At 67.2% G+C, this 26,104-nt stretch carries 26 protein-coding genes and 2 pseudogenes; 21 read left to right on the top strand and 7 right to left on the bottom strand.

The genetic code is table 11. From position 1 onward, the window contains the following. Positions 1-12: 12 nt before the first annotated feature. From ADK36_RS49625 to eccE, 4 genes and pseudogenes are all read right to left on the bottom strand, one after another. Entirely contained in the window at positions 13-2,844 is a 2,832-nt protein-coding gene (locus ADK36_RS49625; protein ID WP_234329875.1) for a MinD/ParA family ATP-binding protein, read from the bottom strand. Positions 2,845-3,015: 171 nt separating this feature from the next. Further along, positions 3,016-3,207, bottom strand: a pseudogene (locus ADK36_RS51565) (SCO5717 family growth-regulating ATPase); the annotation flags it as partial. Between the two features lie 229 nt (positions 3,208-3,436). Next, positions 3,437-4,279 carry a hypothetical protein gene (locus tag ADK36_RS26320; protein WP_048584641.1) on the bottom strand — a complete coding sequence of 281 codons (843 nt, stop codon included), beginning with the start codon at positions 4,277-4,279 and terminating at the stop codon, positions 3,437-3,439. Next, positions 4,279-5,607, bottom strand: coding sequence for a type VII secretion protein EccE (eccE, locus tag ADK36_RS26325; RefSeq protein ID WP_199830250.1), 1,329 nt, complete (start codon positions 5,605-5,607; stop codon positions 4,279-4,281). The genes ADK36_RS26320 and eccE overlap by 1 nt, the downstream gene beginning before the upstream one ends. A gap of 457 nt (positions 5,608-6,064) precedes the next feature. Here eccE and eccB point away from each other — a divergent pair, with 457 nt between their 5' ends. The 17 genes and pseudogenes from eccB (at position 6,065) to ADK36_RS26405 (ending at position 21,584) form a co-directional block, all read left to right on the top strand. After that, a complete protein-coding gene (gene eccB, locus ADK36_RS26330) occupies positions 6,065-7,663 on the top strand; it encodes a type VII secretion protein EccB (protein WP_048584642.1) in 1,599 nt (532 codons plus the stop codon). Between the two features lie 217 nt (positions 7,664-7,880). After that, positions 7,881-8,192 carry a WXG100 family type VII secretion target gene (locus ADK36_RS26335; protein WP_048584643.1) on the top strand — a complete coding sequence of 104 codons (312 nt, stop codon included), beginning with the start codon at positions 7,881-7,883 and terminating at the stop codon, positions 8,190-8,192. Positions 8,193-8,291: 99 nt separating this feature from the next. Beyond that, the gene (locus ADK36_RS26340; RefSeq protein WP_048584644.1) at positions 8,292-8,582 is read left to right on the top strand and encodes a WXG100 family type VII secretion target; all 291 of its coding nucleotides are present in this window, start codon (positions 8,292-8,294) and stop codon (positions 8,580-8,582) included. Positions 8,583-8,923: 341 nt separating this feature from the next. After that, entirely contained in the window at positions 8,924-10,279 is a 1,356-nt protein-coding gene (gene mycP / locus ADK36_RS26345) for a type VII secretion-associated serine protease mycosin (RefSeq protein ID WP_048584687.1), read from the top strand. Positions 10,280-10,334: 55 nt separating this feature from the next. Continuing rightward, positions 10,335-10,685 carry a hypothetical protein gene (locus tag ADK36_RS26350; RefSeq protein ID WP_063776925.1) on the top strand — a complete coding sequence of 117 codons (351 nt, stop codon included), beginning with the start codon at positions 10,335-10,337 and terminating at the stop codon, positions 10,683-10,685. A gap of 39 nt (positions 10,686-10,724) precedes the next feature. Continuing rightward, positions 10,725-12,164: a hypothetical protein gene (locus tag ADK36_RS48985; protein ID WP_159029254.1), complete on the top strand. Its 1,440-nt coding sequence runs from the start codon at positions 10,725-10,727 to the stop codon at positions 12,162-12,164. Between the two features lie 123 nt (positions 12,165-12,287). Next, positions 12,288-13,592, top strand: coding sequence for a type VII secretion-associated serine protease mycosin (mycP, locus tag ADK36_RS46680; protein ID WP_234329876.1), 1,305 nt, complete (start codon positions 12,288-12,290; stop codon positions 13,590-13,592). A gap of 64 nt (positions 13,593-13,656) precedes the next feature. Further along, complete coding sequence (locus ADK36_RS48990; protein ID WP_159029255.1) at positions 13,657-13,992, top strand: WXG100 family type VII secretion target; 336 nt, start codon at positions 13,657-13,659, stop codon at positions 13,990-13,992. A 24-nt stretch (positions 13,993-14,016) separates the two neighbouring features. Next, positions 14,017-14,760 carry a hypothetical protein gene (locus tag ADK36_RS26360; RefSeq protein WP_159029256.1) on the top strand — a complete coding sequence of 248 codons (744 nt, stop codon included), beginning with the start codon at positions 14,017-14,019 and terminating at the stop codon, positions 14,758-14,760. Between the two features lie 47 nt (positions 14,761-14,807). Then, positions 14,808-15,230, top strand: a complete 423-nt coding sequence (locus ADK36_RS26365; protein WP_159029257.1) for a hypothetical protein — start codon at positions 14,808-14,810, stop codon at positions 15,228-15,230. Between the two features lie 1,113 nt (positions 15,231-16,343). Then, positions 16,344-16,655 carry a WXG100 family type VII secretion target gene (locus ADK36_RS26370; protein ID WP_048584649.1) on the top strand — a complete coding sequence of 104 codons (312 nt, stop codon included), beginning with the start codon at positions 16,344-16,346 and terminating at the stop codon, positions 16,653-16,655. Beyond that, the gene (locus ADK36_RS26375) at positions 16,655-17,623 is read left to right on the top strand and encodes a WXG100 family type VII secretion target (protein ID WP_048584650.1); all 969 of its coding nucleotides are present in this window, start codon (positions 16,655-16,657) and stop codon (positions 17,621-17,623) included. Before ADK36_RS26370 ends, ADK36_RS26375 begins: the two co-directional genes overlap by 1 nt. Next, entirely contained in the window at positions 17,620-18,279 is a 660-nt protein-coding gene (locus tag ADK36_RS26380) for a hypothetical protein (RefSeq protein WP_159029258.1), read from the top strand. The genes ADK36_RS26375 and ADK36_RS26380 overlap by 4 nt, the downstream gene beginning before the upstream one ends. A 261-nt stretch (positions 18,280-18,540) precedes the next feature. Next, positions 18,541-18,962: pseudogene (locus tag ADK36_RS46685) on the top strand (FAD-dependent oxidoreductase); the annotation flags it as partial. Between the two features lie 752 nt (positions 18,963-19,714). Further along, positions 19,715-20,224: a hypothetical protein gene (locus tag ADK36_RS26395; RefSeq protein ID WP_048584652.1), complete on the top strand. Its 510-nt coding sequence runs from the start codon at positions 19,715-19,717 to the stop codon at positions 20,222-20,224. Further along, entirely contained in the window at positions 20,173-20,430 is a 258-nt protein-coding gene (locus tag ADK36_RS26400; protein ID WP_048584653.1) for a hypothetical protein, read from the top strand. The genes ADK36_RS26395 and ADK36_RS26400 overlap by 52 nt, the downstream gene beginning before the upstream one ends. Further along, on the top strand, positions 20,427-21,584 hold the full coding sequence (locus ADK36_RS26405; protein WP_048584654.1) for a S8 family peptidase: 1,158 nt from the start codon (positions 20,427-20,429) through the stop codon (positions 21,582-21,584). Before ADK36_RS26400 ends, ADK36_RS26405 begins: the two co-directional genes overlap by 4 nt. A gap of 60 nt (positions 21,585-21,644) precedes the next feature. Here ADK36_RS26405 and ADK36_RS26410 read toward each other — a convergent pair whose 3' ends face one another. Then, positions 21,645-22,229, bottom strand: coding sequence for a hypothetical protein (locus ADK36_RS26410; RefSeq protein ID WP_048584655.1), 585 nt, complete (start codon positions 22,227-22,229; stop codon positions 21,645-21,647). A gap of 40 nt (positions 22,230-22,269) precedes the next feature. After that, entirely contained in the window at positions 22,270-22,806 is a 537-nt protein-coding gene (locus ADK36_RS26415; RefSeq protein WP_159029259.1) for a hypothetical protein, read from the bottom strand. A 174-nt stretch (positions 22,807-22,980) separates the two neighbouring features. Between ADK36_RS26415 and ADK36_RS26420 the strand changes: the two genes are divergently transcribed. The 4 genes from ADK36_RS26420 (at position 22,981) to ADK36_RS26435 (ending at position 25,432) form a co-directional block, all read left to right on the top strand. Continuing rightward, positions 22,981-23,307: a hypothetical protein gene (locus tag ADK36_RS26420; RefSeq protein ID WP_048584657.1), complete on the top strand. Its 327-nt coding sequence runs from the start codon at positions 22,981-22,983 to the stop codon at positions 23,305-23,307. A 54-nt stretch (positions 23,308-23,361) separates the two neighbouring features. Further along, complete coding sequence (locus ADK36_RS48995; protein WP_053084735.1) at positions 23,362-24,495, top strand: hypothetical protein; 1,134 nt, start codon at positions 23,362-23,364, stop codon at positions 24,493-24,495. A 207-nt stretch (positions 24,496-24,702) separates the two neighbouring features. Continuing rightward, entirely contained in the window at positions 24,703-24,987 is a 285-nt protein-coding gene (locus ADK36_RS26430; protein WP_048584658.1) for a hypothetical protein, read from the top strand. Positions 24,988-25,039: 52 nt separating this feature from the next. Beyond that, positions 25,040-25,432 carry a hypothetical protein gene (locus ADK36_RS26435; protein WP_048584659.1) on the top strand — a complete coding sequence of 131 codons (393 nt, stop codon included), beginning with the start codon at positions 25,040-25,042 and terminating at the stop codon, positions 25,430-25,432. A gap of 96 nt (positions 25,433-25,528) precedes the next feature. Here the strand turns inward: ADK36_RS26435 and ADK36_RS26440 are convergent, their stop codons facing one another. Then, a complete protein-coding gene (locus ADK36_RS26440) occupies positions 25,529-26,044 on the bottom strand; it encodes a hypothetical protein (protein ID WP_234329877.1) in 516 nt (171 codons plus the stop codon). Positions 26,045-26,104 lie beyond the last annotated feature (60 nt).

Here is a 26,104-nt window from a genome sequence, read left to right on the forward strand (position 1 = left end):
CACGCGCTACCGCTACTGCTGCGTCCAGCCGGGCGGTACGGAGCCCTGTTGAGGCTGGCCCTGCTGCGGGTCCTGCTGCGGCGGCGCCTGCTGCTGCCAGCCCTGGCCCGGCGCGGGCTGCTGCGGGGCCTGCCCCCAGCCCTGGCCCGGCTGCGGGGCGCCGCCCTGCTGGGGGTAGGGCTGCTGGGGCTGCTGCTGCGGGGCCGGGTAGCCCTGCTGCTCCGGGTAGCCCTGCTGCGGCTGCTGCTGGTACTGCATGTTCGGGTTGCCGAAGCCCTGCTGGGTGCGCGCGATGTCCTCGGCGATGACGGAGGCGAGGTCGAAGTAGGCCTCGCGGGTCTTGGGCCGCATCATGTCGAGGTCGACCTCGGCGCCCGCCGCGAGGTGCTCGTCGAACGGGATCACGACGACACCGCGGCAACGGGTCTCGAAGTGCGCGACGATGTCCTCCACCTTGATCATCTTGCCCGTCTCGCGGACACCGGAGATCACGGTGATCGACCGCTGGACGAGGTCCGCGAACCCGTTCGCCGACAGCCAGTCGAGCGTCGTCGAGGCGCTGCTCGCACCGTCCACCGAGGGGGTCGAGATGATGATCAACTGGTGGGCGAGGTCCAGCACTCCGCGCATCGCGCTGTAGAGCAGACCGGTGCCCGAGTCCGTGAGGATGATCGGGTACTGCTTGCCGAGCACGTCGAGCGCGCTGCGGTAGTCCTGGTCGTTGAAGGTGGTGGAGACCGCCGGGTCCACGTCGTTGGCGATGATCTCCAGGCCGGAGGGCGCCTGCGAGGTGAAGCGGCGGATGTCCATGTAGCTGTTGAGCTGCGGGATCGCCTGCACCAGGTCACGGATGGTCGCGCCCGTCTCGCGCCGCACCCGTCGGCCGAGCGTACCGGCGTCCGGGTTGGCGTCGATCGCCAGGATCTTGTCCTGCCGCTCGCTGGCGAGCGTGGCGCCGAGCGCCATCGTCGTCGTGGTCTTGCCGACGCCGCCCTTGAGGCTGATGACCGCGATCCGGTAGCAGGACATCACCGGCGTACGGATCAGACCCAGCTTCCGCTCCCGCTCCGCCGCCTCCTTCTTGGCGCCGAGCTTGAACCGGGACGGGGCCTGGTTGTTCTTGCGGGCCTTGGGCTGGTTGCGCAGCAGGCGGTCGGAGGACAGCTCCACGGCCGCGTTGTAGCCGAGCGGAGTGCCGGGCGCGGCCTGCTGCTGGGGAGCGCCGGGTCCGGCCTGCCCTGGTCCGGCCTGACCGGGTCCGGGCGGAGCGCTCCAACCCTGGTTGCCCTGGCCCTGGTTGCCGTAGGGGGCGGCGGGCGGGGCAGCGGGGTTCTGCTGCGGTGCCTGCTGCGGAGGCTGGGCCTGGGGCTGCTGCTGGGGCGGCTGAGCCTGCTGGGGCTGGGGGTAGCCGTAGCCGCCCTGCTGGGGCGGGTAGCCGTAGCCGGGCTGTGCGGGGTGCTGCGGCTGCTGGGGGTAGCCGTATCCGTCGGGCTGGGGCTGTCCCGGCTGGGGCTGTCCGGGCTGCGGCTGAGCCTGCTGGGGCTGGGGCTGCGGCTGTCCGGGCTGGGGTGCCTGGTGGGGGTAGCCGTACCCGTCGGCCTGCGGCTGCGGCTGGGGCTGCGGCTGTCCGGGCTGCGGTGCCTGCTGGGGGTAGCCGTACCCGGCTGCCTGGGGCTGAGGCTGAGGCTGCGGCTGCGCCTGTCCGGGCTGGTGCGCCTGTCGCGGGTCCGCGGGCGCGGGCTGTGCGCCCTGCGCCGGGTGTCCGGGCTGCGGCTGCGCGGGGCCGAACGAGCCCTGCGCCGGGGGCTGGGGGTAGCCGTAACCGGGGGCCTGCCCGGCGGCTGCGGCTGCGGCTGCCGCCGCGGCCTGCGGGTCCGGGTACCCGGCCTGCGGCGGCGCTCCCTGGGCGGGGTGCGCGGGTGCGAAGCCCTGGGGCAGCGGGGGGAGTCCCTGGCTGGGCTGCGGCGGCACGGGGGCCTGGCCGGCGGGCTGGCCCTGCGGCTGCTCCGGGGCCTGTCCGGGCTGCGCCTGCGGCGGCACCGGGACCTGACCGGTCGACTGTGCGTGCGGCTGCTGTGCGGGAGTCGCGGGTGCGGGCGCGGACTGCGCGTCCGGCGCTGCCTCCGGCTCCGCCTCCGCGGTCACGGGAGCGGCCGAGGGCTCGGGCTGGGCGGGGGAGTCCGCGTCGGCCTGGACCCGCGCCGACTCGTCGCCGTCGGTGTCGCCGTCGGAAGCGGAGGCGGTGGCGTCGCCCGACTCCGCCTCGTCGTTCCGCTCCTCCTCCGGCTCGACGTCCTCGTCGTCACCGCCGAAGAGGCGCGCGGCCTCGGCGTCGGCGGCGGCGTGGTTGAGGTCCGGCTCCGGCTCCGCCACCGGCTGTACGGGGGCGGGCTGTTCGGGCGCGGGCGGCGTCGGGACTCCGGCCGCCGGGGTGGCGGTCGAGGACGGGCCGGGCTGGGCGTCCGTGTCGACCGGACGCAGCACGGGGAAGCCAGGGGCGCCGGGCGGCTGGGCGGGTGCGGGCTGCTGGGGTGCGGGCTGCTGGGGTGCGGCGGCGGGCGGCTGGGCAGGCGCGTGCTGCGGAGGCACGCCGAAGCCGCCGGAGGTGTCCTGACCCTGCGGGGGGTAGCCGTAGCCGCCCGACGTGTCCTGGCCCTGCTGGGGTGCGACGGCTCCCGGCTGCTGGGGGTAGCCGTACCCGCCGGCCGCGGGGGCGCCCGGCGCGGACTGCTGCTGCGGAAATCCGTAGCCACCCGTGGCGGCGCCCTGCTGGTTCGGGCTCGGCGTGCCCTGAGGCGGGGTGGCCTGCGAGGGCTGTGCCGGCTGCGCGGGCTGCTGGGGCACGCCCTGGGCCGAGGGCGGCTGTGCCGGGCCGGGAACGTACGCTCCCGGACCCTGTGGAGCGGCGCCGGGCGGCCCGGTGGGCGAGCCGACGGGCGAACCGGTCGGCGGGGGTGGCGTGGGCCGGCCGCCGTCCTGCTGTTCGCCGGACGGGGAACCACTTTGCGTACTTTGGGCGTACCAGGCGGGAGGTGTGTAGACGATTTCGAACTCGCCGGTGAGATCCACCTCGTGATCGTCCCCGTCCGAGGAAGGGCTCCCGCCGTTGTACTCGGACCGATCCCTGTTCACTGCTTGCCTCCTGGTCAGCCACTGCTGCTGAGCTGGTCGTCGTCGCGGCCGGGCGGACCGAGTGGCTAGTCCCACGCGACTGCGATCGTCACCGCACCACCAGAAGCCTAATCACTCGCATGGCGGGACGGAAAAGCCCCCATGGGCGCGGACGCTATAGCCCCGGGTACGTGGGCGGAAGGGCCGCATGGGCGCGGACGGAAGGCCCCGTGGTCGAGACCTCGTGACACCCCATGGCCGAGGCGTCCCAACACCCCGTGGCCGAGGCGGCCGTTCGCGCCCCGCTCCCGGAGACGACGACGTGTCAGTCCATACGGCGGGCTACACCGAGCAGCCCCGTCTCCGCATCGGTGGGTTCGGTCATGACGAACTTCTGATGCTTGCGAGTGCACCACAGGGCGACGCCGTCGTGAAGGGTCGGCAGGTGCTGAAGTTGCTCCTCCGGGATACCCAGCGTGTCACGCACGGCCTCGGTCTCGAAGGGCGAGATCCGCTGAATCCCCACCAAATGGGCCTGAGCCAGCCAGCGCGGGGCATGCTCACTGACGAACGGCAGCACCGTCACCACGGCCTGCCACGGCACGGACGTCACACGACCGCGGGGCGGGCGGATGCCACAGTCCCGGATCAGTACGACCGGACTCGACACCGACGGCCCCTGCGCGGGCACCCGGCCCACCGGATAGACCGTCACGCACTGCTGGCCACCGCCGGCCGCCTGGGCCAACTGCTGCCAGGCCTGCGGACGGCCGGTCTCGACACCCACGCGCGCTCCCGTCGCGGCCGCCCGCAACGCCAGCACCTGGGCGAGCCACAGACCACCCACGAGGACGACGTCGAACGGGGTCGGACGGGACAGGCCGAGCACCGCCGGCTGCGATTCCGGATCGGTGCCGATGAGGACGCCGTCGTCACCGATGGGCATGCTGATGGCCGCGAGCTCGTCGACGGTGACGACGTGGCGGTTCCGGCGCGGCCCGCGCAGCCCGAAACCCGGGCTGAAGATACGGCGTTGCTGCTGCGGGGAGTCCGGCTGCCGGATGATCGGGATCATGCCGGTGTCGGTGGGTGAGGCCACGTGTGCCGGCGTGCGCCCGGGGGCCCGGCCCTGCTGCCCCGGGGGCATGGTCGAGGCGGGGTGGGACATCAGTACGTACCTCCGAGCGGCAGAGTGGCGAGGGCTCCGGGGACCTGCTCCCGGTCGAGACGGACCAGGCCGACCTTCGCGGCACCGGCGGCCCGCTCCAACTCCCGCCCCACCTGGCCGAGTTCACTGTCACCGCGGGCGGTGACCCGGACGTGCCCGGTGAGGGCGACACCCCGGTTGCCGGCCTTGCTCAGGGTCATGCTGAACGTCGTGGCGAGCACGGGCAGCGAGGTGAGCCGCGTCACCAGCTCGGGCAGCCCCACACCCCCACTCCCCAACTGCGGCCAACGGGACACCCAGTACGTCGTGTGCCACCGGTCGTCGACCCGCCAGGTGCGGACCGCCTCGACCGTACGGCGCTGAGGCGTCCGCCCGTCCTGGGAGTGCTGCGCGTTGGCGCGCGGGTTCAGGCAGCTGGACGTCGCGAGCGCCTGCACCAGCTCGGTCTCGTCCAGGATGGTCGCCTTGAAGCCGGCCCCGGCCAGTCGGCTCGCCAGCTGGTCGGCCACCCGCAGTAGCGCGCGCTGCGCACCGGGGACACCGTCCCCGCGCGCCTTGACCGCCTCCGGGCACAGCTCCGGGTCGAGCTTGAGCGCGACCCAGGTGAGGCGGAGCGCGGGCGAACCGGCCTGCGCCTGCAGAGGGCCGTAGGACCGCGCGGCCAGCGACTGCGACGGCAGATGCGGCGCGGGCGCCGGCTGGGTGTGCTGCACGACCTGGACGGACGCGAGACGGATCCCGTCGACCTCCAGAGCGTCCTGGATCAGCCGCAGCGGCAGCTGCCGGTCGGCGGCGCCGGGGCGCAACGGCTGGTCCCCGGGCTGCACGAACAGGACGGCGGTCAGGAAGGACCCGTCGCCGATCATGCCGATCGACCGGTCGTCACGGGACACGAACGAGTACGTCCGCAGGGCGGGGTCGCACTCCACGACCGGTGCCAGCATCGCGTCCGTCCCCGGCGGCACGGGCTGCTTGGCGTCGCGCCGGCGCTGCCTCAGCGCACGCGACGTCTCGTACCACTCGGGCAGCGGCCGTCGGCCCCGGCGCAGGACCGCCAGGAGCAGGAGCAGCGCCGCCACGATGCCGGCCGGGACCAGCAGCCAGGACTGGTCGGCGGCCCAGGCGGCCAGCATGACCGCCGCCGCGAGCTCCACCAGGATGAGCTGCTGCAGCCGGACCGGGCCCAGACCGCCCGGGCGGGGCAGCGTGCGCGGCGACGCGGCGGCGGTCTGGGCGGCCGGAGCGGGCGACGTACGTCTGCCGCGGCTCGGACCCCCCTGTTGCTGCTGTGCGCGGCGTCCGCGCCGAGTGCTCGTAGCGCTGGTCATCCCCCGGGACATCCCTTTCGCGAAGTAGTGGCCGTTGGCCGGGCGGGATCCTCTGTTCCGATGTGCCAAGAGGTCCGAGATCCGGCGACGGGCCAGGGGCACCGATGGCCCACAACATCCATGCGGGTGGCTCACGGTACCCGCTGCGGAACACCAGGCGACACAGGGGACACCCAAAACCCAGGTGGTCAGCCTGTCATGGACCGACCCCGCATGGTGGAGCGCTGTGGTGAAGCTCTGTGAAGATGCGGGGGCGGCCGCACACCTGATGGCTCGACGCTCGGCGGCGCAAGGCATAGTAGGGGCCTGCGCGACCGAAGTGGCCTGACGAGTCGGCCTTTTCGACCGCGATCGAGCAGTACGGACGACGCCCGTCGGTCCGGACAATGCCGAACATCACGGTCGCGGTCGGACATCGCAACACGATCGAGCATCACAAACGGGAGACACGGGGACCATGGCAAAGCAGCGTCGGGATGAGCTCGCCGCCTACACGTTCGCTCGCAAGCGCACCGTCGCGGCCTTCCTGGCGCCGTCGCCGGGCGGCTCGGAGGAAGGCGCTCCGCGTCCCATTCGTACGGTGATGCCCAGCCTCGGTGTGGGCCTCGTGCTGGTCATAGGGTTCATCGCCTGGGGCGTGATCAAGCCCACGGCACCCAAGGGCTGGGACACGCCGGGCGAGTACATCATCGTCGACAGCGACTCCACGACGCGGTACGTGGTCCTCGACCCGGACCCGAAGGACGGCAAGGTGGAGAAGGTCCTCCACCCGGTCCTCAACTACGCCTCCGCCAAGCTGCTGCTCGACAAGGGCAAGGGCAGCGTCCTGGAGGTCCCCGGCAAGGAGATCGACAAGAGCGGCATCCGGCACGGCGCGACGATCGGCATTCCCTACGCCCCCGACCGGCTGCCGTCCAAGGACGACGCGGCGAAGGCGAAGACCTGGGCGGTCTGCGAGCGCCCGGTCGAGGGATCGTCCAACGCCATCGACCGTGCTGTCTTCGTCCTCGACTCCGACGACGCCAAGTCGCTCAACAACGCGGGGAAGGTCGACCCCCGTGAGGCCCTGTACGTCATGGACAACCAGACCAGGCGGGAATTCCTGGTCGACGGCCAGGGCAACCTGTTCCTGCTGGGCGACAAGGAGGGTCTCGACGAACCCACCATGGCGCAGCTGCGGGCCGCCGTCGTCGGCCGGGACGCCAGGCCGCAGCCGGTGAGCCGTGAGTGGCTGCACACCTTCAACGAAGGCGGCATCATCGACTTCCCGACGGTCCCGTCCGTCGGCGAGGCCACCTCGGTCCAGGGACTCCCCGCAGAGGCGAGCACGGTGGGACGGGTGCTCAAGGCGCCGGACGCGCAGGGCGAGCAGTACTACGTCGTCCTCAAGAACGAGGTCGCCGCCATCACGCCCTTCGTCGCCGCCCTGCTCAAGCAATCGCCCTCCGCGCAGACGGCGTACGGGACGGACCCGATCGAAGACATCAAGGTCGACACCCAGACCATCACCACGGCCAACCGCGGTGAGGCGAACCGCTTCTACGCCGCCCAGGGCTGGCCCCAGACCGTTCCGAAGCAGGCCAACCCCGCGGCCACGGCGAGCGGCGAGGCCCGTACCACCTCGTGCAGCGTCTACAACGGCACCATCGGTCAGGGCAACAAGCCGCAACTCGCGGCCTGGGCCGGGACGGCGTACCCGAAGAGGATCGTCGCCGACTCGCTGAGCGCCTATGTCTCGTCCGGCTCGGGCCTCCTCTTCACGGAGATCACCGGTACGACCGGGGGCGGTGGTGGGCAGTACCTGCTGACGGACACGGGTCTGCGGTACTCGCTGCCGAGGAGCAACGACAGCGAGGCACAGGCAAGCGGCAGCGACTCGTCCTCGGACGCTTCGGACTCCTCGAACGGTGACGCGAGCGAGACGGACAAGGCGCGCACGCGGCTGGGTTACGAGGACGTGGCCAAGCCCGCGATCGTGCCGCAGACGTGGGCGGCGTTCATCCCGAAGGGCCCCACTCTGGCCACCGGAAGTGCGGCGCAGGAGCAGAGTCAGTGACCGGCCAACAGGCGGGCGTGCGGGCGCACTTGACAGTAAGACGGCGCGAGAGTCACAGGATGATCGCTCAAGTGTGTGAGCCGTGTAACTGATTGGTCTTGCCTGTGGTTGAGTGACAGGCTGACGATAGAGTGTTTGCAGCGCTCAAGCGTGCGAAGCTCCTCCGGGCACCGGCTCAGGTTTCCCGGATCAACGACGACATGGGGGAAGGTTCATCATGGCCGGCCAGTTCCGGGTAACAGAGGACGAACTCACTAAGCTCTCCGGCGACATCAACACCGTGAACGGTCAGCTGCAGGGCGAGATCCGCCGTCTCAACGGAGTGATCGACCAGATCGCCGGCGGCTGGAAGGGCCAGGCGGCCCAGTCGTACCGCCAGCTGCAGGATCGTTGGAACCAGGATGCGAAGAGGATGAGCGACATCCTCAACGACATCAAGGAAGCCGTGGACTCCACGCGGAGCAACTACTCCGCGTCGGAAGAGCAGCAGAACGCCGAGATCAGCAAGATCATGTCGGACTTCGGCTGATCGAGCCGTACCGGCCTGGAGAGGCTTCGGTTCTTCCGGACCACCCCTCCAGATCACGCTGATCCCCACCCACTTCCTTCGATTTCATCCTGAAAGGGAATGACGATGTCGATCCTCGTCAATTACGCAACGATCACCAACGCGTCCACGGACGTGAAGTCCACCGCCGGCCGCATCAAGCAGCAGCTCGACGACCTCGAGGCCGCGGTCAAGCGCGTCGCCAGCACCTGGGAAGGTGAGGCGCAGGAGGGTTACCAGCGCAAGCAGCGTGAGTGGGACAAGACCGCCGCTGACCTGCACGCGACCCTGCTGAAGATCTCCACGGCGCTCCAGAGCGCCGCCGAGAACTACCAGGCCACGGAGAAGAGCAACGCCGGTACGTGGAGCTGAGCCCGTCGGCGGCCCAAGGGGCATGAGATGAAGAGAATCGGCCCAGCCGACGCAACGGCGTCCGCTGGGCCGACCTCTGCTTCGGGGTCGCACACAGCTTCTGCGGAACCGCACGCACCCACTGCGGAAACACGCACAGCAAATTCCGCAAACATTCACACTCGTCGCAACACCCGTGACACACACATGACCCAGCTTCGAAGGAAGCAAGGAAGCCCTGGGGGCCTGAAGAGATGAGGGGCCTGAACGTGGTGGGCCTGAACGTGGTGGGCCGAACGGCCCGCTCGCGCAGCCGCGCCAGCCGCAAGAGTGGAACCCGCGCACTGCAGCGGGTTTTTGGCGTGCTTGCGGTGACCGGGATCTGCTTCACGTCGGCGCCGCCGGCAGTGGCGGGACCGCAGGCGCCGGAGGCACCGGCTGATACCGCGGCCGCCACCCGCCTCGCGGACTCGGGCAACTCCGCCTCGGACGGTTCTGACTCCGGTCACTCCGGCAGCGCGGACTTCGGCCTGGCGGACAGCTCGGAGTGCGTCTTCGGCGGTGACGTCATCAAGTCCACGCCCTGGTCGTTGCAGCGGATCCTTCTGAACCAGCTGTGGGAACAGGCGACGGGCAAGAACGTCAAGGTCGCGGTGATCGACACCGGTGTCGACAAGTCCAACAAGCAGTTGACCAGCGCCGTGTCAGGCGGAAGGTCCTACGTCGGTGGCTCCGGCACCCAGGACCTCGAAGGGCACGGCACCCGGGTGGCGGGCATCATCGGCGCCCGCCCGCTCAAGGGCACGGGCTTCGTCGGCATCGCCAAGGAGGCGGACATCCTCTCCTACCGCTACACAGGTGGGGAGGGGGAGAAGGGCCAGGGCAACGCGGGGACCATGGCCGACGCGATCGGGGACGCCGTCGCCGATGGCGCGAAGATCATCAACATCTCGTCGGACACCCTGAACAGGGAGGACGAACCGATCCTCGCGGCCGCCGTAGCGGACGCCGTGAGGAAGGGCGCCCTGATCGTGGCAGCCGCCGGCAACGACGGCGCCGACGGCAAGTTCGCGAAGACCTACCCCGCTGCCTACGACGGTGTCCTGGCGGTCGCGGCCTCCGACCGCAACGACGAACGCGCCCCCTTCTCACAGGCGGGCGACTTCGTGGACGTCGCGGCACCGGGCGTCAGCATGGTCTCCACGGTCCCCTCCGGCGGCCAGTGCACCGCCGACGGCACGAGCTTCGCGGCGCCGTACGTCGCGGGCGTCGCGGCTCTGCTGAAGCAGAAGTACCCGGAGTGGGACGCCGCCCAGATCGCCACCCGCATCGAGGAAACCGCCCAACGCCCGGGACGCGAGGCCAACCCCTTCATCGGCTGGGGCGTCGTCGACCCGGTCGCCGCGTTGTCGGAGGAGTCGACGCCGGGCGAGTCCCCGAAGCCGGATCCGCTGGCTGCGGGCGGCGGGGGCAGCGCGGTCATCCCGATGGCAGTGACCATGGGGGAGAGCGAGGCGGAGCGGGAACGCCGGGTGGCCATTTACGTGTTGGGCACGGGGTTCGCTCTTGCGCTTGTGGTTGCGGGGAGTGGGGTTGCTGTGCGGGACTGGCGTAGTCGGCGGGCCGTTGAGCTCGGCCGGGCCGGGCGGGCTGGCCGGTCCGGGCGGTCTGGGCAGGCTGGGCGGTCCGGGGCTTCCGTCGGTCGGCTTGGGCGATGATTGGGCACCGAGTGGGTGCTGACAACTTGAGGAACAGGGGAGAGGACAACGGGGTATGAGTAACGGGATGCGGGTTGATCTGAGCGCGCTGGATGAGGTGATCCGGAAGCTCTGGACGTTGCTTGACGATATGGACAAGGCGGGGCAGACGTCGCGGTATAACACGGAGATCCCGATGGATGCGTTCGGGAACTCGTGCCTTTTCATGGAGGCCGGTGATCTTCAGGCGGCTCACGGGACCATGAAGACGGACCTGGAAACCGCCATCAAAAGCCTTCATGGGCTGATCGACAAGTTCGGCACGAGTACCTCCAAGGTCAAGGACAAGTACACCGAGCAGGAGTACGCGAACAAGAACCAAATGGGTGGTGACACGGGGAGCTCGAGCGGATCATTTGCGAAGTAGTCCGATCGAGAATCACCTGTAGAGGGAGGAGTTCAGAAAATGGCCGGTGACAAAGACCTGCCCAAGCCCGAGATCGTGAATGACACCTGCGTTGCGGACCCTGGGCGGCCTCAGACCAAGACTCAGTTCATCGATTACTCGCTGAAAGAACTCAAGCAGATGCTTGAGGGTACCAACCCTGGGGCGATCGAGGAGGTTGGTCGTCACTGGGGTAAGGTCAACGAGCTTCTTTCCGGTGGTGAAGGAGGTGGCATCGCTGGCCTGCTCGACAAAGCAGTCGACAACGTCTTGGAGCACTGGGACGGGGATGCCGCTCGGAGCTTTGAGAAGAAGGCTCGCGAAATCTCTCAGAGCATCAGGAACGCTGCCTGGCATGCGGATCTCAACAGCTCGCAGATGGCTGATGCCGGTTCGCAGCTGCGGAGATTCAAGGCTCAGTTGGATGAGATCCAAGAGCCCAGCGGCTGGGCTAAAGTCGGTGACGCTCTAAGTGACTGGAAATGGGACAACGGCGAGGCCGTAGCTAGCGACCTCCAGGACCGTAAGTTGACCGCCAAGGAAGTAGCGGAAATCAACGAGGGTAAGATTGGCGCAAGCCGTGAGGCTCAACTCAACGGTGTTGCCGTCATGGAAAATCTTGCCGCCCAGTACATCCGGGTTAAGGGGAACCTGGATAGGAATCGACTAGTTATCGATGACAAGGGCAACATCAAGGAACCCAACCGTGACGTGGAGTACCCGCCGCCTGTCGCGGTACCTTCAGGTGGCGCATCCCGGCCAGGGGCATCAGGCGCGGCCCCCAAGCCGTGGAGCGCTGGTCCGACCGCAACTGTCAAGCCAGCCCCTGCGGTGCCCCGTGACCAAGGCATCACGGGAGGTACACAACTCCCGACCGCCAAGACGAAGGTGGACAGCATCTCCCCCGGATTGACGGGGACCGGGCCCAGCACTGGCGGCCCCAGCGTCGGTGGGGGTGGTCTCGGGACCGGCGGTGCCCAAGGATCGGGCAGCATGGTTCCCGGCGGCGGTGTCGGCGTGGGCGGCGGTGCGGCCGGACGCGGTGGTGCCGGCATGGCAGGCGGTCGTGGCGGTGTGGCTGGTGCCGGCGCGGGTCGTGGGGCGGGAGGCCGAGCCGGTATGGGCGGCATGGGCGGCGCGGGAGCCGGTGCGGCCGGCCGAGGCGGTGCCGGCGCTGGCGGACGTGGAGCGCTCGCGAGGTCCCGAGGTGGCGTTGTCGGCGCGGCCAAGGGGATCACCGGTAAGGGCGCCGGCGGCGGTGCGGGACTGCACGGCAGCCGCGGTGGAACCCAGCGCGGTGGCATGGCCGGTGGAATGGCTGGCGGCATGGGTGGTCGCAACGGCCGGCGGCCCAACGACGAGAACGGCCAGGGGGACCGTCCCGACTACCTGGTCGAGGACGAAGAGACCTGGATCTCCGAAGAGGACCGCAAGCGAAACGTACCGCGGACCATCGAGTAGGCACATGAGCGAGCCGCACGGAGAGACGTGCGGCTCGCTCGCATGAAGGCTGACGGAACCAGCCGCAGTTGAGTGAGGAGCAAACAAGTGGGTTTCCAGCGAGTCTGGTCTACGGCGGGAGTCGTGACGCTGACAGGAGCTTTGCTCCTCACCACAGCCCCAACCGCATCGGCGGACTACGTCAGAGACCAACAATGGGTACTGAACGCGTTTGCGGTGAAAGACGTCTGGGCCGAATCCCAGGGACAGGGCGTTACCGTTGCGGTTGTCGACTCTGGAGTCGACGCCAGTCACCCTGATCTAACTGGCCAGGTTCTCAAGGGGAAAGACTTCACTGGCGCAGGTAACGCTCAGGAGGACAAGGTCGGACACGGGACGAGCATGGCCAGCATTATCGCTGGACACGGCCATGGTGCGGGAAACTCGTCCGGCATGGTAGGTCTCGCGCCGAAAGCGAAGATTCTTCCACTGCGTGCTCTTGAGACGGAAAAGGACCCACTTCACGACGAGACCTGGGCTGCAGCGGTTCGATATGCCGTGGACCAGGGTGCGAAGGTCGTCAACCTCTCTTTCACCAATGATGGTGGAAAGACCCTGAGTGACGGGCGCGAAGCAATCGCCTATGCGCAAGCTCACGACGTTGTTGTTGTTGCGGGCGCAGGGAATGACGGCTCCATTGCTGTCGACGAGCCGGCAGCGCTACCTGGTGTTGTCGCTGTTGGTGCTATCGATAAGGACGCCAACCGCTGGGAGGGATCAAATACTGGAAAGGGGCTTGCCCTTATGGCTCCCGGCGCTGAGATTCTTGCCGCAGATCCGACTCGGTCGCAGCGATATAGTTTGTCAAACGGCACTTCGGATGCCACGGCCTACGTATCCGCCGCCGCCGCCCTGGTCCGCTCCAAATACCCCGACCTCACCGCAGGCCAAGTCATCAATCGCCTGATCAAGACGGCTACCTTCGCGCACCACAAGGGCCTGAAAGCGCCCGACGAAGAGTACGGCTACGGGATCGTCCGGCCTTACTCGGCGCTCACGATGGACATTCCGGCCGGTCCCAAGAAGAACCCCCTCGGTCAGCTCTCGTCCTCCAGCTCGACTTCCAGCCAGTCGTCGGAGGGAACGGACTCTTCGACGCAGGCGAAAAAGAAGAAGAAGTCCTCCTCCAGTAACCTCATCCTGATCGGCGGCATCACAGCCGTCGTCGTAATCGGCGCGATCGCCTTCGTAGTGCTCCGCAGCCGCCGCAACGGCGGTAACGGCGGCCCCGGCGCTGGAGCCGGCGGTGGAGGTTCCCAGTACCCGGCGTACCCGCCCGCCCAGCAGCCCTACCCCAATTCCGGTCCCAACCAGGGGTACCCCACTCCGGGACAGGCTCCGCAGCACCCCAACCCCTATTCCCAGCAGCCTCCGCATCAGGGGCAGTAGGGAGTAACTCCTCATTCGTGGGCCGTGCAACGTCGAGTGTTACAGAAGACTCAGCGGGGTTGGTATGGGTTTCAAGGTCGACCCGAACGACTTGGCCTCTTTCTCGAAGCAACTTGGTCGGGCGGCAGATCACGTGACTGCGGCAAAGGAGTATTTCGAGCGGGAATGCTCAGTCGGCACATTTGGCGCGGGCCCCGTTTCGGCAATAAGCAGTATCTGCGGCATCTTCGGCGGCGGTCACGATGGCGTGATGGAAAATGTCCGATCTGTTTTGGGTCAGATGCATCGCATTCTGGATGCATCAAAGAATGAGATGTCGCGGAGCGCCGACTTCTATGAACAGACGGACAAAGGCGAAGCAACGCGGTTGGATTCTCAATATCCAGAATCGAAGCGCTGACCACCAGTTTGTCTAGGAGGCGCCGTGGGTTTCGAGGATGTGGTGGATCCGGCGGGGCGTCTGAAGAAGCCTCAAGTGGACGGCGACAAGGACGAGCCCAGCACGCCATACCGTGACCTCACTTCGTATGGCGATGTATTCAGCCCGTCAGCTGTTGCCAGTTGGGTATTCGAAAAGTTCCTCGGAGTTAATCCGGTGGACGAAGCGAAGAATGCGCTCGGAGGAAACTGGGAGGAGTACGCCCAGTGCGCCAAAGCATGGGAAGCTCTAGGGTTGTTCTGCGACGACCTCGCAAAGAACCTTCAGTCGGGCAACAGATCCTTGGACGTTACGTGGTCGGGGAATGCTGCGGATGCCGCGTACGTCTACATGGACACGCTCGCCAAGGACATCGCAGCCATGAAGGGCTCCTTCGAGCAACTCAAAGAGCAGTATGAGATCGTAACTGATGGTGTGTGGCATGCCGCCGAAGCATGTGGCGATCTGCTCAGTGGCATGCTCGACCTTGCGATCGTCATTGGCATCACTATGGCTGCGGGCGCAAGCACAAGTTGGACGCTCGTTGGTCCTGTTATCGCGGCTGGTGCCGTTGCCGGCGAGGTCGTGGCGATGATCAACCTTTGGACCAGGATGACTACCCTCATTATGGAAGTCGGAACGGTCGTCAGCGGTGCCACAGCGATGGTCGAGCAGACAGCCCACTTTTCCCAGGCCAGCATGATCAAGTTTCCCCTCCCTGGCAAGGGATACGACCACCCTGGTGCGTGAGTAGGCCCCCGGGTCGGCCGAGCACAGTTGAGCAGCGAAGGTAGACGATGACTGAACGCGACAGCACTCGGGATGACGAGCCGCGAGTGGGCGACGAGGAGTTCATCAGTATCGCGCGCGATCCCGCTATGGCTCGGCTGCTCCGCAAGCAGCTGGAGTCCCTTGCCGACGGGAGAGCAGGTGCTGTTCTCGCTGAGATGGCCAAAGAGGTTCTCTCCGGCAGGATCGGTCTCCGAGAGGCAGTACAGGTTGGGGCCTATCAACAGGAACTGGTCGCGTCCGCCGAGAACTTCGAACGCAAGTGGGACGAGATGTCAGCACTCGAGAAGTCGCAAGCAGAGGCAGAAGGAACAAAGTTGCTGCGGCAACAGCAGGACGAGATTGATCAGGAACACCGGGAAAGGCAAGAACAGTCACTGAACCCGAGTCAGCGGAGCAGGCATAGCGCCAACGGCTGGAGCGCGTACTGACTACGGCCGAAATTTGACGACATCGCAATCTTCCTTAGGGGCTGTAAGCAAGACTAGTAGATTGGAGAGGTTGTGAACTCGGAGCTACCGGACCTGGATCCCTCAACTGGTACCGATGAGGTGACGTCGCGCACGGCGAACCACTTCACCACTATCTTGCTTGGGCTTGGAATCCTTGTCCCTTGGGTGCTCTTCATTGGATCGATCTTGTCTGGCACGCGTTGGTGGCTGACAGCCCTAAATTTGATCGGCACGCATGCGGGTCTTTTCGTGCTGTTCCTCGGATACCGGGATAACAGTCGAGCTTTGAAAAGGTGGGGGGCAGGGGTTCATGCTACGACCATGCTGCTCTTTCTGATCGTAGCCGAGGCCCTGAGGTGATCCGAAGAACTACAAGACTTCTGCATCAACCGGAAAGAATCCCCGCATGGATTACGCCTGCATCACCTGCTGGGTCCTTGCTCCTCACATAGTCCCCAGTGTCTCAGCGGATTGCATTCGCGACAAAGTAGTGGGTCATTGATGCCACCTGAATCCCCAAGCATCTGTCGATGAGGTGGCATTCGGGGCTGCGGTCACTTCGGGCCAATGAGAGGTACGTGATGACGCTGTTGCTGTGCCTTGTCGTGCTCGCGATTCCGCAATGAGCTAGATCCCAGAACAAGAAAGGACCCTCCTGAATGGGCCTCGTTGTCCTTGTGGTTGGCGTGATCGGCCTTGGAGCCGTAATCGGCGCCGTCGTAGTCTTCGCTGTTCTGCGCAGCCGCCGAAACTCTGGCGCCAGCCAGATTGCTCCTAGCGCTGCAGCCTGCGCCCAGAATCCGGGTTACTCGCCTCAGCAGCCAATCTACCCAAACGCCCAGCAGGTGTATCCCCCAACCGCCGAGCAGGGGTACCCCACTCCTCAACAGCAGCCGTTCCAGTACCCCAACCCCTAAAATCAACAGAGCTCGCATCAAGGGTCATAACGTCACGTTGAAGACGGGTGGGGTGTCCGCCAGGTCGGGGCTGCGAGCCGCTTGAGCCAGCCCCGTGATTCCGTGATGAAATGGATCTCGTCGTGGCTGTCGGAGTGGCCACGTCCATTCAAGTACCGTACGAATGAGAGGGCTTATGAGCGGGGGATTCGATGTCGAGGGGGACGCCCTGCGCAAGTACGCCAGGGCTGTGGAGGCCGCAGCCGGCCGGCTTGACAGCATCCGGAGCCGTACCCAGCAACTGGAGCTCACCCAGGAGACCTTCGGAAGGCTGCCGCAGTCGGACGATTTGAAAGCCGACTACGACACTCAGCACAAGGAGTCAGGCAACGACCTCACCGACGCCGTCGACACTCTGCACTCCATAGCCGACGCGCTCAAGGATTCCGCTGCCGCCTACGACGGCACGGAGATGGACAACAGGGGCATGATGGGCGGGGGCAACTGATGGGCGCGGGGCAGGCGGCGGGCGATGCCCTGAGCCGGATCAACTTCGTCCTGGACTGGAGCAATCCGCTCGCGGGTGTTCTCGACGAGATCATCCGGGGCATCATGAAGCAGTTCAACCTGGATGAACTCCTCGAGCAGGTCAGTGGCGACAACGAACTCCTCGCCGAGACCGCGATTCAGTGGCGCAAGGGTGCCAATGATGTGCGCGGAGTGATCGAGGACCTGGTTGTAGAACGTCGTACGCTCGCCACCCAGTGGCAGGGCGAGGCGTTCAGCAATTTCGACACGATGATGACCGAGTTCGAGGAAGCCCTCAGGGGCGAGGCCACGGACATGGACACCATGGCCGAACTCCTCGAAATGGCGGCCCAGGAGTGCGCGGCTGCCGAGCAGTTGATGCTCGACCTCATCGTCGAGATCGTGGAGACCGCGCTCGCGGCCGCCGCGACCACCGCGATCCTGTCTCTTCTGACGGCGGGTGCCGCGGCTGCTATCGGTCCGCTCATCGCCGCCGCGGGCATCGCTCACAAGGCAGCGAAGGCCGTGAAGATCACGGCGAAACTGGCGGACGCGCTGTCGGACCTCGCCAAGCGAATGCAGCTGCTCCGCAAGATGATGAAGCTGCGGAATGCACTGCGTAAGGGGCCCAAGCATTTCAAGGGCGGCCTGTCGCGCTACATAAGGAAGGTGGATGAGCGCGGCAATCCGATTCCTGAGCGCAACATCAACGATCTGGCCATGTATGCGGGTTATAGGGTCGTCAAGAAGGGCGTGAAGGGCGTCGTCAAGGACGTCATTGGCGCGGACCCGGCAGGCACGGTGCAGGAGAGTCTGCTGGAGGACGGGCCGGGGGTGGCGGAGGAGCGTTACGAGTACCACCAGCGCCCCGACCCGCAGAGTTTCGGCGAGCGTACGGACGTGACTCCTTCGAGCGCGGCAAGGACTGTGAGGGACGATTTCGGGTGAGCGGAACGAACAGGGCGGGCTTCGTCCGTGAGATGGTCGAGCGGGCGAGGTCCTTGGCGCCGGCAGGTGAGGTGCTGCGTGCTGAGCACGGGGTCACTCTGGCTGAACGGGCGCCGTCGCCCGGCTATTTTCGCCGCCCGCGGGTTCTGCGATCCGAGCGTCGTGCGCTGGGTGGTTGGTTGCTGCTGCCGGTGACCGGGATTTTGAGACTCGTTACGGCCACCTTGAACCCGGTCGAACGGCTGGTCGAAGCGTTCACCGAGCGTGAGAAAAGGAAGCCCGGCAAGCCGTTTCGCGGCGGTTGGAACAGCATGGCCGGCCATCTGGCCCGCGGCCTGGTGCCACGGACGAAGAACCCGGCGAACCTGCCGTCCGTCGTGATGCAGGTGACCGACCACCGCCTGCAAATCGTGTACGTGTCCCGCGTGCGTTCCTTCACCGGCAACCCCGGTCTGGTTGAAGCGGGGTGGGCCACGGATATTCGTAATGTGGCCTGGATCCGGGATCGCAGTGACGTGGTGGGCGGTGACCACGAGATCGGTTTCGTCGATGGTTCGTGGTGCACGGTCAAGTTCTGGGGTGACGGGTGGAGCCGTATGGCGGACGCGTTTCCGCTCCGGCTGAGCCACCTCGACCCGGTTCCGAACCTGAGGTGACCAGCCGAGGGTGAGCTGGACTCAGTGAAATTCCCCCCGGGACCGGTTCGCCGGTCCCGGGCAACGCCTCCGCGGCAACCACGAGTTGGGTGAGGCGTAGCGACCAGCCTGGCTCCGGGCTGTCACCTCGGGAGTCAGAGTTCGCACTCGGAGACCTCGCGAAGATCTGGCACGGACCCAGCGAGCGTACGAACTGCGCTCGAAGGGCTGGCTCGGGCGCCCGGCGCCCGAGACCACCGGTGACGGCATCCACCACTCGGGGAGGTCCCGGGCATGCTTGCCGCCATGCGCGACGCGGATGACCCGTTCTTCGACGGGGCAGCCAGATCCGTATGCCCTGCTGGTCCAGCGGCAGGGTCGCGCTGGTCCGCGTACGCGCCCTCGTTCCTCACCGGACAGGGCTCCAGCCTCGCGCTCGTCGGCGCGTACATGCTCGCCGACTCCCTGGCCGACCGTGACCAAGCGCGGGCTTCGCCGTCTACGAACACCGCACCCGTGAGTTCGTGACCGTGAACCAGGATCAGGTCGGCGAGGGCGATGCCACGCTCTTCCCGAACACCGTTCGGGCTCTGGAGCAGCGCAACGACATGCTCCGCAATCCGAGTGCCATGCCCGCCGCGGAGGGACGGCCGGCCCATTTGGCCCTCACCCTGCCCGAATTCATGCCCATTTCACGTCCATGACATGAGCCCGGGCACGCGCGTGCGGGGCGGTGCCGGTATGGGCGGCGTGGCCTCGACGATCTTCGTGATTGAGGCTCGCGCTCATGGCGGCGGTAACCCCTGTCCCACACGCGAGCATTGGCGGCTGCAACAAAATACCCAGCAGGCAATCGTCACGCCGGTCGGGACCTTGGCGTACGCGGAACCTTCACCGGCCTCCGCGAGAAGCCCCCGGAGTTCTGACAGGGAGACCTCAAATCGCAGCCATGCCGCGGAACATTGCTCTGGCAGGACGTTGCGGGCGCGTGTAGCGACGCATGTTCTCGCGTACGTCCGGAGAGGACGGACGGCCGCGAGGATCGGCGCTCACCGTCTGCCGGATCCTCGCCGAGCACGACGCGGCCGACTCGACGACCTGGGCGTTGCTCCAGCTAAGAGGGCGGCCGTGCTCATCACAAACTGGTCTTCATGGGGGAGTGGGAACACATGTCGTACCCGCCGCCTGGCCCTCCGGGCAGCGCGAATCCGTATCCTCAGCAGCCGCAGATGCCGGCTGCCCCGCCGCCCGGCGGAGCCGGTCAGCCTGCCGGGCAGGTGTCTTGGCCGACGCAGAGCCCCCAGGGGGCCCGAATCCTTATGCTCAGCAGCCGTCGATGCCGGCTGCACCCCGGCCTGGTGCACCCGTCGTGCCTCCCGGACAGGCGCCCTGGCCGGCGCAGGGCCCGCAGAACCAGGCTTCTGGAGGCGGCGGAGGCCGCAAGGTACTAGGAACATTGCTCGGTCTCGTCGGAGCTCTGCTGCTCGTCGGCGGCGGCGCGCTCACGGCGCACGCGTACAGCAACGCCCGGCAGGAGATCCCGAACGACGAATCCGGCAAGGTGTTGTGGCGGGACGAACCGGTGGACAAGATCTTTCCGACCACGCTCGGCGGCCGTGGTGGCTACAACGGCGGGCTCTACGACCGCGAGCAAGCGATATGGAACCGCGCGGGGATCTCGCCCGAGACCGACTGCGACAAGGGCATCACCCGCTATACGTTGAAGGCCGCCCAGGAAAACGGCTGCAAGGCGGTCCTGCGCGCCACCTACGTCGACTCGACCGCGAACATGGTCGCGACAGTGGCGGTGGTGGTGTTGCCCGAGGGCCCGTTCGAGGCCGGCCCGAGGGAGAAGGTCTCTATACGGCCTACCAGGACAACCTCCTCAACGATGGCGTGGTTGCCCCGTACGCGGTGCCCGGCACCCTGGCCGCCAACTGGAAGCACCGGAACGGCTCCGCCCTGATGCCCATGGGCGGCGAGAACATGCCGTATGTGGTGGCGGCCAGCGTCGGCTCCGTCGACGGCTACATCGCGGGCGATCTGCCTGGCGAGTGGGGTGACAGCGGCGGCAACGCCACCGACCGCGAATCCTGGAGCGCCAACGCTGACGACCTCGTCAATCTCTTCCGAGCCCACATGGACCGCTTGCAGAGCGGAGACTCGCAGTGACCGCCCGATTCATACGCCACTCCGCTGTCACCGGTGCCGCGCTGACGGTCCTGATGGGTACGGCTCTCTCCTGGGGCGCGCCTCCCGCCTCGGCTGCCGAGAACGCGCCGGTCAGCTGGGAGTCGGCGGCGCTCGGCCTACCGACGGCCCACACGCTCAACCAGGGAGAAGGCGTCACCGTTGCCGTGCTGGACAGCGGCATCGATCCGGACCACCCGGCGCTCAAGGGCAGGGTGGCCAAGGTCGGCCCTGACTTCTACGACTCGGACGGTCTCCGACCCGGAGACGACGGCTACGGCGTTCATGGCACCGCCATGGTCTCGGACGTCCTCAAGGTCGCGCCCAAGGCGAAGATCATCACCGCTCGGGTGATCGACGACAGCCACGAGTACAAGTTCGAGCGGGGCCTCAGCCCCGTCGGGGACGGCATCGATTACGCGGTGGCGAACGGAGCCGACGTGATCTCGATGTCTCTCGGCGGAGACGTGGTGAACCGAATGCAGGGCGAGGACTTGGCCGCCGCGGCCCGTGCCGTGCAAAAGGGCGTCACGCTCCTGGCCGCCGCGGGCAACTCCGGTGACGAGGGCAACGAGGGCAACTTCCCCGCCGGGTACGCGAACGTGATCTCCGTCGCCGCGACCAAGCAGGGAGGGCAGCGCGCCGACTTCTCCACGGTGCGTACCCACAACACCATCGCCGCGCCGGGCGTCGGCATCGTCAGCGCCGACAAGGAAGGTGGCTACAGCGCAATCAACGGCACCTCCCCTGCCACGGCGATCGCCGCCGGTGTCACCGCGCTCATGCTCGCCGAGAACCCGGACCTGACCCCGGCCCAGACGCGCGCGATCCTGATGCGCACGGCCGACCATCCGGCAGGCGGCCACGACCCTCTCGTCGGTGCTGGTCAGATCAACGCCGCGGCAGCGGTGCGAGCGGCGGCCAACCCGTCGAAGATCGACACCGAGCCGAAGCCGTACAAGGGAGACGTCAAGCACTTCGCGTCGCCGACAGGCACCGACAAGATCTCCCATCCGGCAATGGAGACAGGGGTGCTCGCGACGGGTCTCGGCGCTGTCGGTGGTGGCCTGCTTCTCGTGGTCTGCGGTGGTCTGCTGCTGTTCCGTAGGAGCAAGCGGCAACGAGTCGCAGTCTGAGACCCAGCATGAACTCGGCCCCGGCGCCTCTCTTTTCTCCGGAGGGGCACCGGGGCTTCGTCACACGAAGAACACCACCAGCAAACTGACAACGAGCCCGACCACCCCCACCCCCACCAGCACCAGGCAAGTGCGGAACAACCCCTGCGCGGACGTCCCGCCGGAGGTGAAGCCCGTGACGGTGCCGAAGGTGCCGATGGCGAGGGAGATCAGGGCACCGAAGAACCACGCGCAGCCCACCGCGATGGCGCCGGCCCAGCCATGGTCCAGCTTGTAGGACGTGTCGCCTGTCTTGACGGCCTCGATCACGTAGCCCCGCTGGTGCAGGGCATCGCTCTTGAGCTCGGCGTTGAGGTCCTTGACGGAGCCGTCGGCGGACGTGAAAGTGCCGTAGCACCAACGGGTCTTCGTCTTCTTCCGTGAGCCGCTCGACGTGCTCGAGCGGTACTTGTAGTCGACCGTGCAGGTGTCGACGGTGAGCTTGCCCGGCGTGGCCGTGGCGTAGGTGTAGGGGCCGAGGTAGGCGCCGAGGGCCAGGAGGACGAGGCCTGCGAGGAGCAGGCCCGCGCCGATGAGGCGGCCGAGGCTCGTCCGGTCTCCAGGGGTGGCGGCGTTCGGCGCCGCATTCCCGTGCACTTGGGTCATTGAGGGTTCCTCAGGAGGTTTGAGAACGGGGATAGGGCTGTCACAGGACGAGCGCGCAGACGAGCGCTGCCAGGGCGCCCAGGGCGAAGAGGCCGCCCAGCACGGGGCCGGTGACGGATCGGGCGGGCAGGTGCTGCCAGGAGGCCGCGAGGCCGGGGCCGCCCCGGCCGCCGAAGCCGGTCAGGAGGCAGTAGATGCCGACGGCCAGCACGGAGAGGCAGAAGGCGAGGATCGCGGCGTCGTCCCCGGGGTCCCGGTCCTGCGGCTGCTCGAAGGTGCCATCCACTTCAACCACGGGGATTTTGGCCCCGCTTTCGAAACGCGATGACGTTTCCACGACCACGTCCTGATAGGTGGCCTTGCCGTCCTGTGCGCTCCAGTTCCCGGTGCAGCTGAACTTGAGTTCCGTAGAACGCCTGTGCGTGCCGTAGTGGGTCTTCGTGTGCGTCTCGCATGAAGAAATCGTGAGGGTTCCTTCGGTGCCGTCACCGGCGAGTTCGCTGCGCAGTTCCGGAATGGTCACCGTGGCGACGACCGCGGCCACGAGGAGCAGTCCCAATCCGAGGAGTCGCCCCATCCACAGACTCCCCGTCCTGCCGTAACGCGGCTGTGTTGTCACCACTTTTGGTGTCCCCTTGAATGACTTGACGATCTCTTGACTGGTGGGTTTGGCAGGGCTGTGCGCGAGGAGTCTAAGGTATCGGTCTGTCGTCCAATATGAACTACGGCAACGGGAGTTCGGGGGAGCGCCATGGAGTTCGACACCTTTAACGTGGACACGGATGTGCTGCGCAGGCAGGGAGGGAAGTTCACCGATCTCGGAGGTGATTTCTCGACCGCGTCCAAGTGGCTCCAGGATGCCCTCGAAGGGCTGGGAGAGCCCTGGGCGGAGGCGGACTTCGGGGAAATCTTCGGTCAGGTCTACACGCCGATTCGCGACGGAATCTTCACATCGATGGACAGCCTTGCGGAACGGCTCCAGAAGATCGGAGATGGCCTACAGGAAATGGCGCGAAACTACGACGCATCGGATACGTCGAACAGTGGCCTCATGAACGGAATCTCCGGCCAACTCTAATTAAATTCGGGGGCTATTGGCATGTCGCTCACATTGCCCGGTGAGCTTGTCTGGGTGCTTGACCTTCTCGGTTACACCTGGCCGGAGGTCGACGAAGAAGCACTGCACAAGGTCGCAGAGACCTGGCGGGCTTTCGGTGACCGACTCGAAGAGATCCAGAGAGAGGGCGAAGGTCTCGCCCGTACCGTTGTCGCCCATAACTTCGGCACGGCTGTGGACGGGTTCAGCAAGGACTGGGGCGCCTACACCGGCGCGAACGGCGAGGACCGCTACCTGCCGGACGCGAAGACCGCGTGCGAAGTGATCGCCTTCGCCTTCGACGCGGCCGCGGTGGCGGTACTCACGGCGAAGCTGGCCGTGATCGCACAACTCGTAGCCCTGGCCTTCGAGATCATCGCGGCGCAGGCGGCCGCTCCCTTCACCTTCGGACTGTCCGAGGTCGGTGCGCTCGGCGCGACACAGGCCACGCGACTGATCGTCCGAGAGCTGCTGGACCGGCTCAAGAGGGAGGTCATGGAGGCGGTCACCAAGGCCATGGAGCACGCCACCATGGACGCCGTCAAGAAGATCGCCAAGGAGCAGCTCGAGAAGATCACCAAGGAGAAGGTCAAGCAGTTCGCCAAGGACCAACTCAAGGAGCACGCCAAGCAGTTCGTCCAGGAGAAGGTCGTCGACGCCGCCAAGGAGAAGGCCACGGAAGCGGCCGTCGGAATGGCGCAGAACATCGGCCGGCAGAGCATCGAGACCTACTTCGACGCACGGTCCGGTGTCGACCTCGGCGAGACGGCGGACGTGGCGAAGAAAGCGGCCGGCGACTATGTGGACGGCCTCAAGAACGAGGTCACGGGTGGCGAGGGATCGACCTTCGCCGACTACGTGGACCCGGCCACGCACGTGAACAACGCCGTGGACCACGCGACGGAACGGGTCACCGGGGCGGCCGGCGACCGCGTACAGCACGGTGTCGACGCGATCTCCGGACGAGGTTCCGACGCCGCGCAGACGGCCGACAGCCTTTCCGGCACGGCGTCCTCCACAGCGGGCTCCGGCTCCTCCGGCTCCTCCGCTGCTTCCTCGGGCACCACACAGACATCGACCAGGCCGGCGGCCACCGCCTCCGCGGCGGCATCGGCGGGCTCCGGGTCCTCCGGGGGCGCGGACGACTGGGCCCGGAACGAGTTCGGCTGACACCACCCCCGCCACCGCCCCAGCCACGGCTTCAGCTGTGCTCCCATACACAGCTCCGGCCTGGCCAACGCTCCCCGCTGGCGGACAGGTCGGCTCGGCGGGTATGTTCGCGCCGGCCGAGGCACAGGCAGTCACCGCCGGGGTGGGCGCCAGTGGTTACGGCCACCGGGCCGTGTGACGGACGTAGAGGTGTAGAGGTAAGGATCAATGGGTTTCCTCGGTGGGGTCGACGACCTGGAGCGCTTCCTCACCCGCTCCTGCTACCTGAGCATCGCGTCCGTGCCGGCCTGCTGCGGCCTTATGGTCTTCCTCATCGGAGACGGTGGGTGGCGATTCAGCTATCTGTTGAGCGCCGTGGTCCCGCTGATCGCGGCCTACCTGGGCGTCCGTGCCAAGCGAGAGATCCGTACGGGAATGTCGGCCACGGCGTTCGGACTCGCCTTCGCCTCCGTGCCGTTGATGCTTGCGCTGGCGTATCTCGAAGGCTCGTGACGTGATTGGCCGCCCGCCTGCGGGTGGTCGTCGACCGATAGGGTCGGCTGACATGACAACGCATGGCGGTAACGCGGCGAACAGGTCGGACGGATCGAGCGGGCGGCCCCGGTCCTCCGGGGCGAGCACGGACGAACTGCGTGCGGAGTTCCACGCTCAGGGCCGACCGGGCCTCGCGGAGGAACGGCGGCGCGACGCGCGGCAGGCACGAGGGATGTACACGGCGTTCGCCGGGCTGGTCGCCGTCGTATGCCTGGTCCTGATCGTCGTACGCCTCGTTCAGGGCGATGCGCTCGGCGTCTGGGTCGCCACGTATGCCATGGGTGTGGCCCTCGGCGGTTGGGGTTTTGTGCTCGCCCGGATCGGTCACACGCGCTGGGCGATGATGGTCACCTGTATCGGGGCGGCGCTGGCGGGTCTCGGTGACAGCCCTGCCTTCCGCTGAGGCGGGTCGCCGGCCGGCCGAGCGAGGACCCGGGTTCGGCTCAGCCACCGACCGGGCACCGGGCGGTGGCCCCCGGACCGGCATCTGAAGATGACGTCACGCCTGGCGGCGCCTGCTACCGATGAGGTGGGCGAGGCCCCAGGCGGCGGCCGCGGCGAGTACGAGGCCGAGCGGAGAGAACCAGTCGACTCCGCCGTCGATCTCGTTGTTCCACCAGCCCTTGGCCGGAATCAGGGGGTCGGCCTCCATCATGTCCCCGATGGCGGCGGGCGATTGGCGGTCGGCGATGATGAGCGGAATGGCGTTGGTGTAGCCGAAGAAGGCGCCGAGGGCGGCGATGACGGCTCCGCTGATGTGGGCGCCGGTGTTGCGATGACCCACCAGACCGATCAAGCAGCCGACAACCGCGCCGTTCAGCAGCGCGTGACCCAGGTAGAGGGTGTTGGCCGTCGTGATCGTCTGGTCCTCGTAAGTGGCCAGGATGAGACCGCTGTAGAGCATCGAGACGATGACCGAGGCGAAGAACCCGAGGAAGACCGCGCCGACCGGATGACCGCTCGCGTTCGGCCGCTGCCCGAAGGGGGGCGCCTGGAACGGCGGTGTCGGCTGCATCGGATACATCGGCTGCCCCGGCACCGGCGGCGGAGCTCCGTGGTGCATCGGCGGGTGGCC

Source organism: Streptomyces viridochromogenes, from assembly GCF_001270495.1.
GTDB lineage: Bacteria > Actinomycetota > Actinomycetes > Streptomycetales > Streptomycetaceae > Streptomyces > Streptomyces viridochromogenes_A.

Bases quoted from the DNA above. Each gene is read 5' to 3' on its own strand.
- ADK36_RS48985 (WP_159029254.1), top strand. From the start codon at position 10,725: ATGGCCGGTGACAAAGACCTGCCCAAGCCCGAGATCGTGAATGACACC.
- ADK36_RS26440 (WP_234329877.1), bottom strand. From the start codon at position 26,044: ATGCAGCCGACACCGCCGTTCCAGGCGCCCCCCTTCGGGCAGCGGCCG.
- ADK36_RS26415 (WP_159029259.1), bottom strand. From the start codon at position 22,806: ATGGGGCGACTCCTCGGATTGGGACTGCTCCTCGTGGCCGCGGTCGTC.
- ADK36_RS26410 (WP_048584655.1), bottom strand. From the start codon at position 22,229: ATGACCCAAGTGCACGGGAATGCGGCGCCGAACGCCGCCACCCCTGGA.
- ADK36_RS26335 (WP_048584643.1), top strand. From the start codon at position 7,881: ATGGCCGGCCAGTTCCGGGTAACAGAGGACGAACTCACTAAGCTCTCC.
- eccB (WP_048584642.1), top strand. From the start codon at position 6,065: ATGGCAAAGCAGCGTCGGGATGAGCTCGCCGCCTACACGTTCGCTCGC.
- ADK36_RS26365 (WP_159029257.1), top strand. From the start codon at position 14,808: ATGACTGAACGCGACAGCACTCGGGATGACGAGCCGCGAGTGGGCGAC.
- ADK36_RS26430 (WP_048584658.1), top strand. From the start codon at position 24,703: ATGGGTTTCCTCGGTGGGGTCGACGACCTGGAGCGCTTCCTCACCCGC.
- ADK36_RS26340 (WP_048584644.1), top strand. From the start codon at position 8,292: ATGACGATGTCGATCCTCGTCAATTACGCAACGATCACCAACGCGTCC.
- ADK36_RS26350 (WP_063776925.1), top strand. From the start codon at position 10,335: ATGAGTAACGGGATGCGGGTTGATCTGAGCGCGCTGGATGAGGTGATC.
- ADK36_RS26370 (WP_048584649.1), top strand. From the start codon at position 16,344: ATGAGCGGGGGATTCGATGTCGAGGGGGACGCCCTGCGCAAGTACGCC.
- ADK36_RS48990 (WP_159029255.1), top strand. From the start codon at position 13,657: ATGGGTTTCAAGGTCGACCCGAACGACTTGGCCTCTTTCTCGAAGCAA.
- ADK36_RS26375 (WP_048584650.1), top strand. From the start codon at position 16,655: ATGGGCGCGGGGCAGGCGGCGGGCGATGCCCTGAGCCGGATCAACTTC.
- ADK36_RS26420 (WP_048584657.1), top strand. From the start codon at position 22,981: ATGGAGTTCGACACCTTTAACGTGGACACGGATGTGCTGCGCAGGCAG.
- ADK36_RS26435 (WP_048584659.1), top strand. From the start codon at position 25,040: ATGACAACGCATGGCGGTAACGCGGCGAACAGGTCGGACGGATCGAGC.
- ADK36_RS26320 (WP_048584641.1), bottom strand. From the start codon at position 4,279: ATGTCCCACCCCGCCTCGACCATGCCCCCGGGGCAGCAGGGCCGGGCC.
- eccE (WP_199830250.1), bottom strand. From the start codon at position 5,607: ATGACCAGCGCTACGAGCACTCGGCGCGGACGCCGCGCACAGCAGCAA.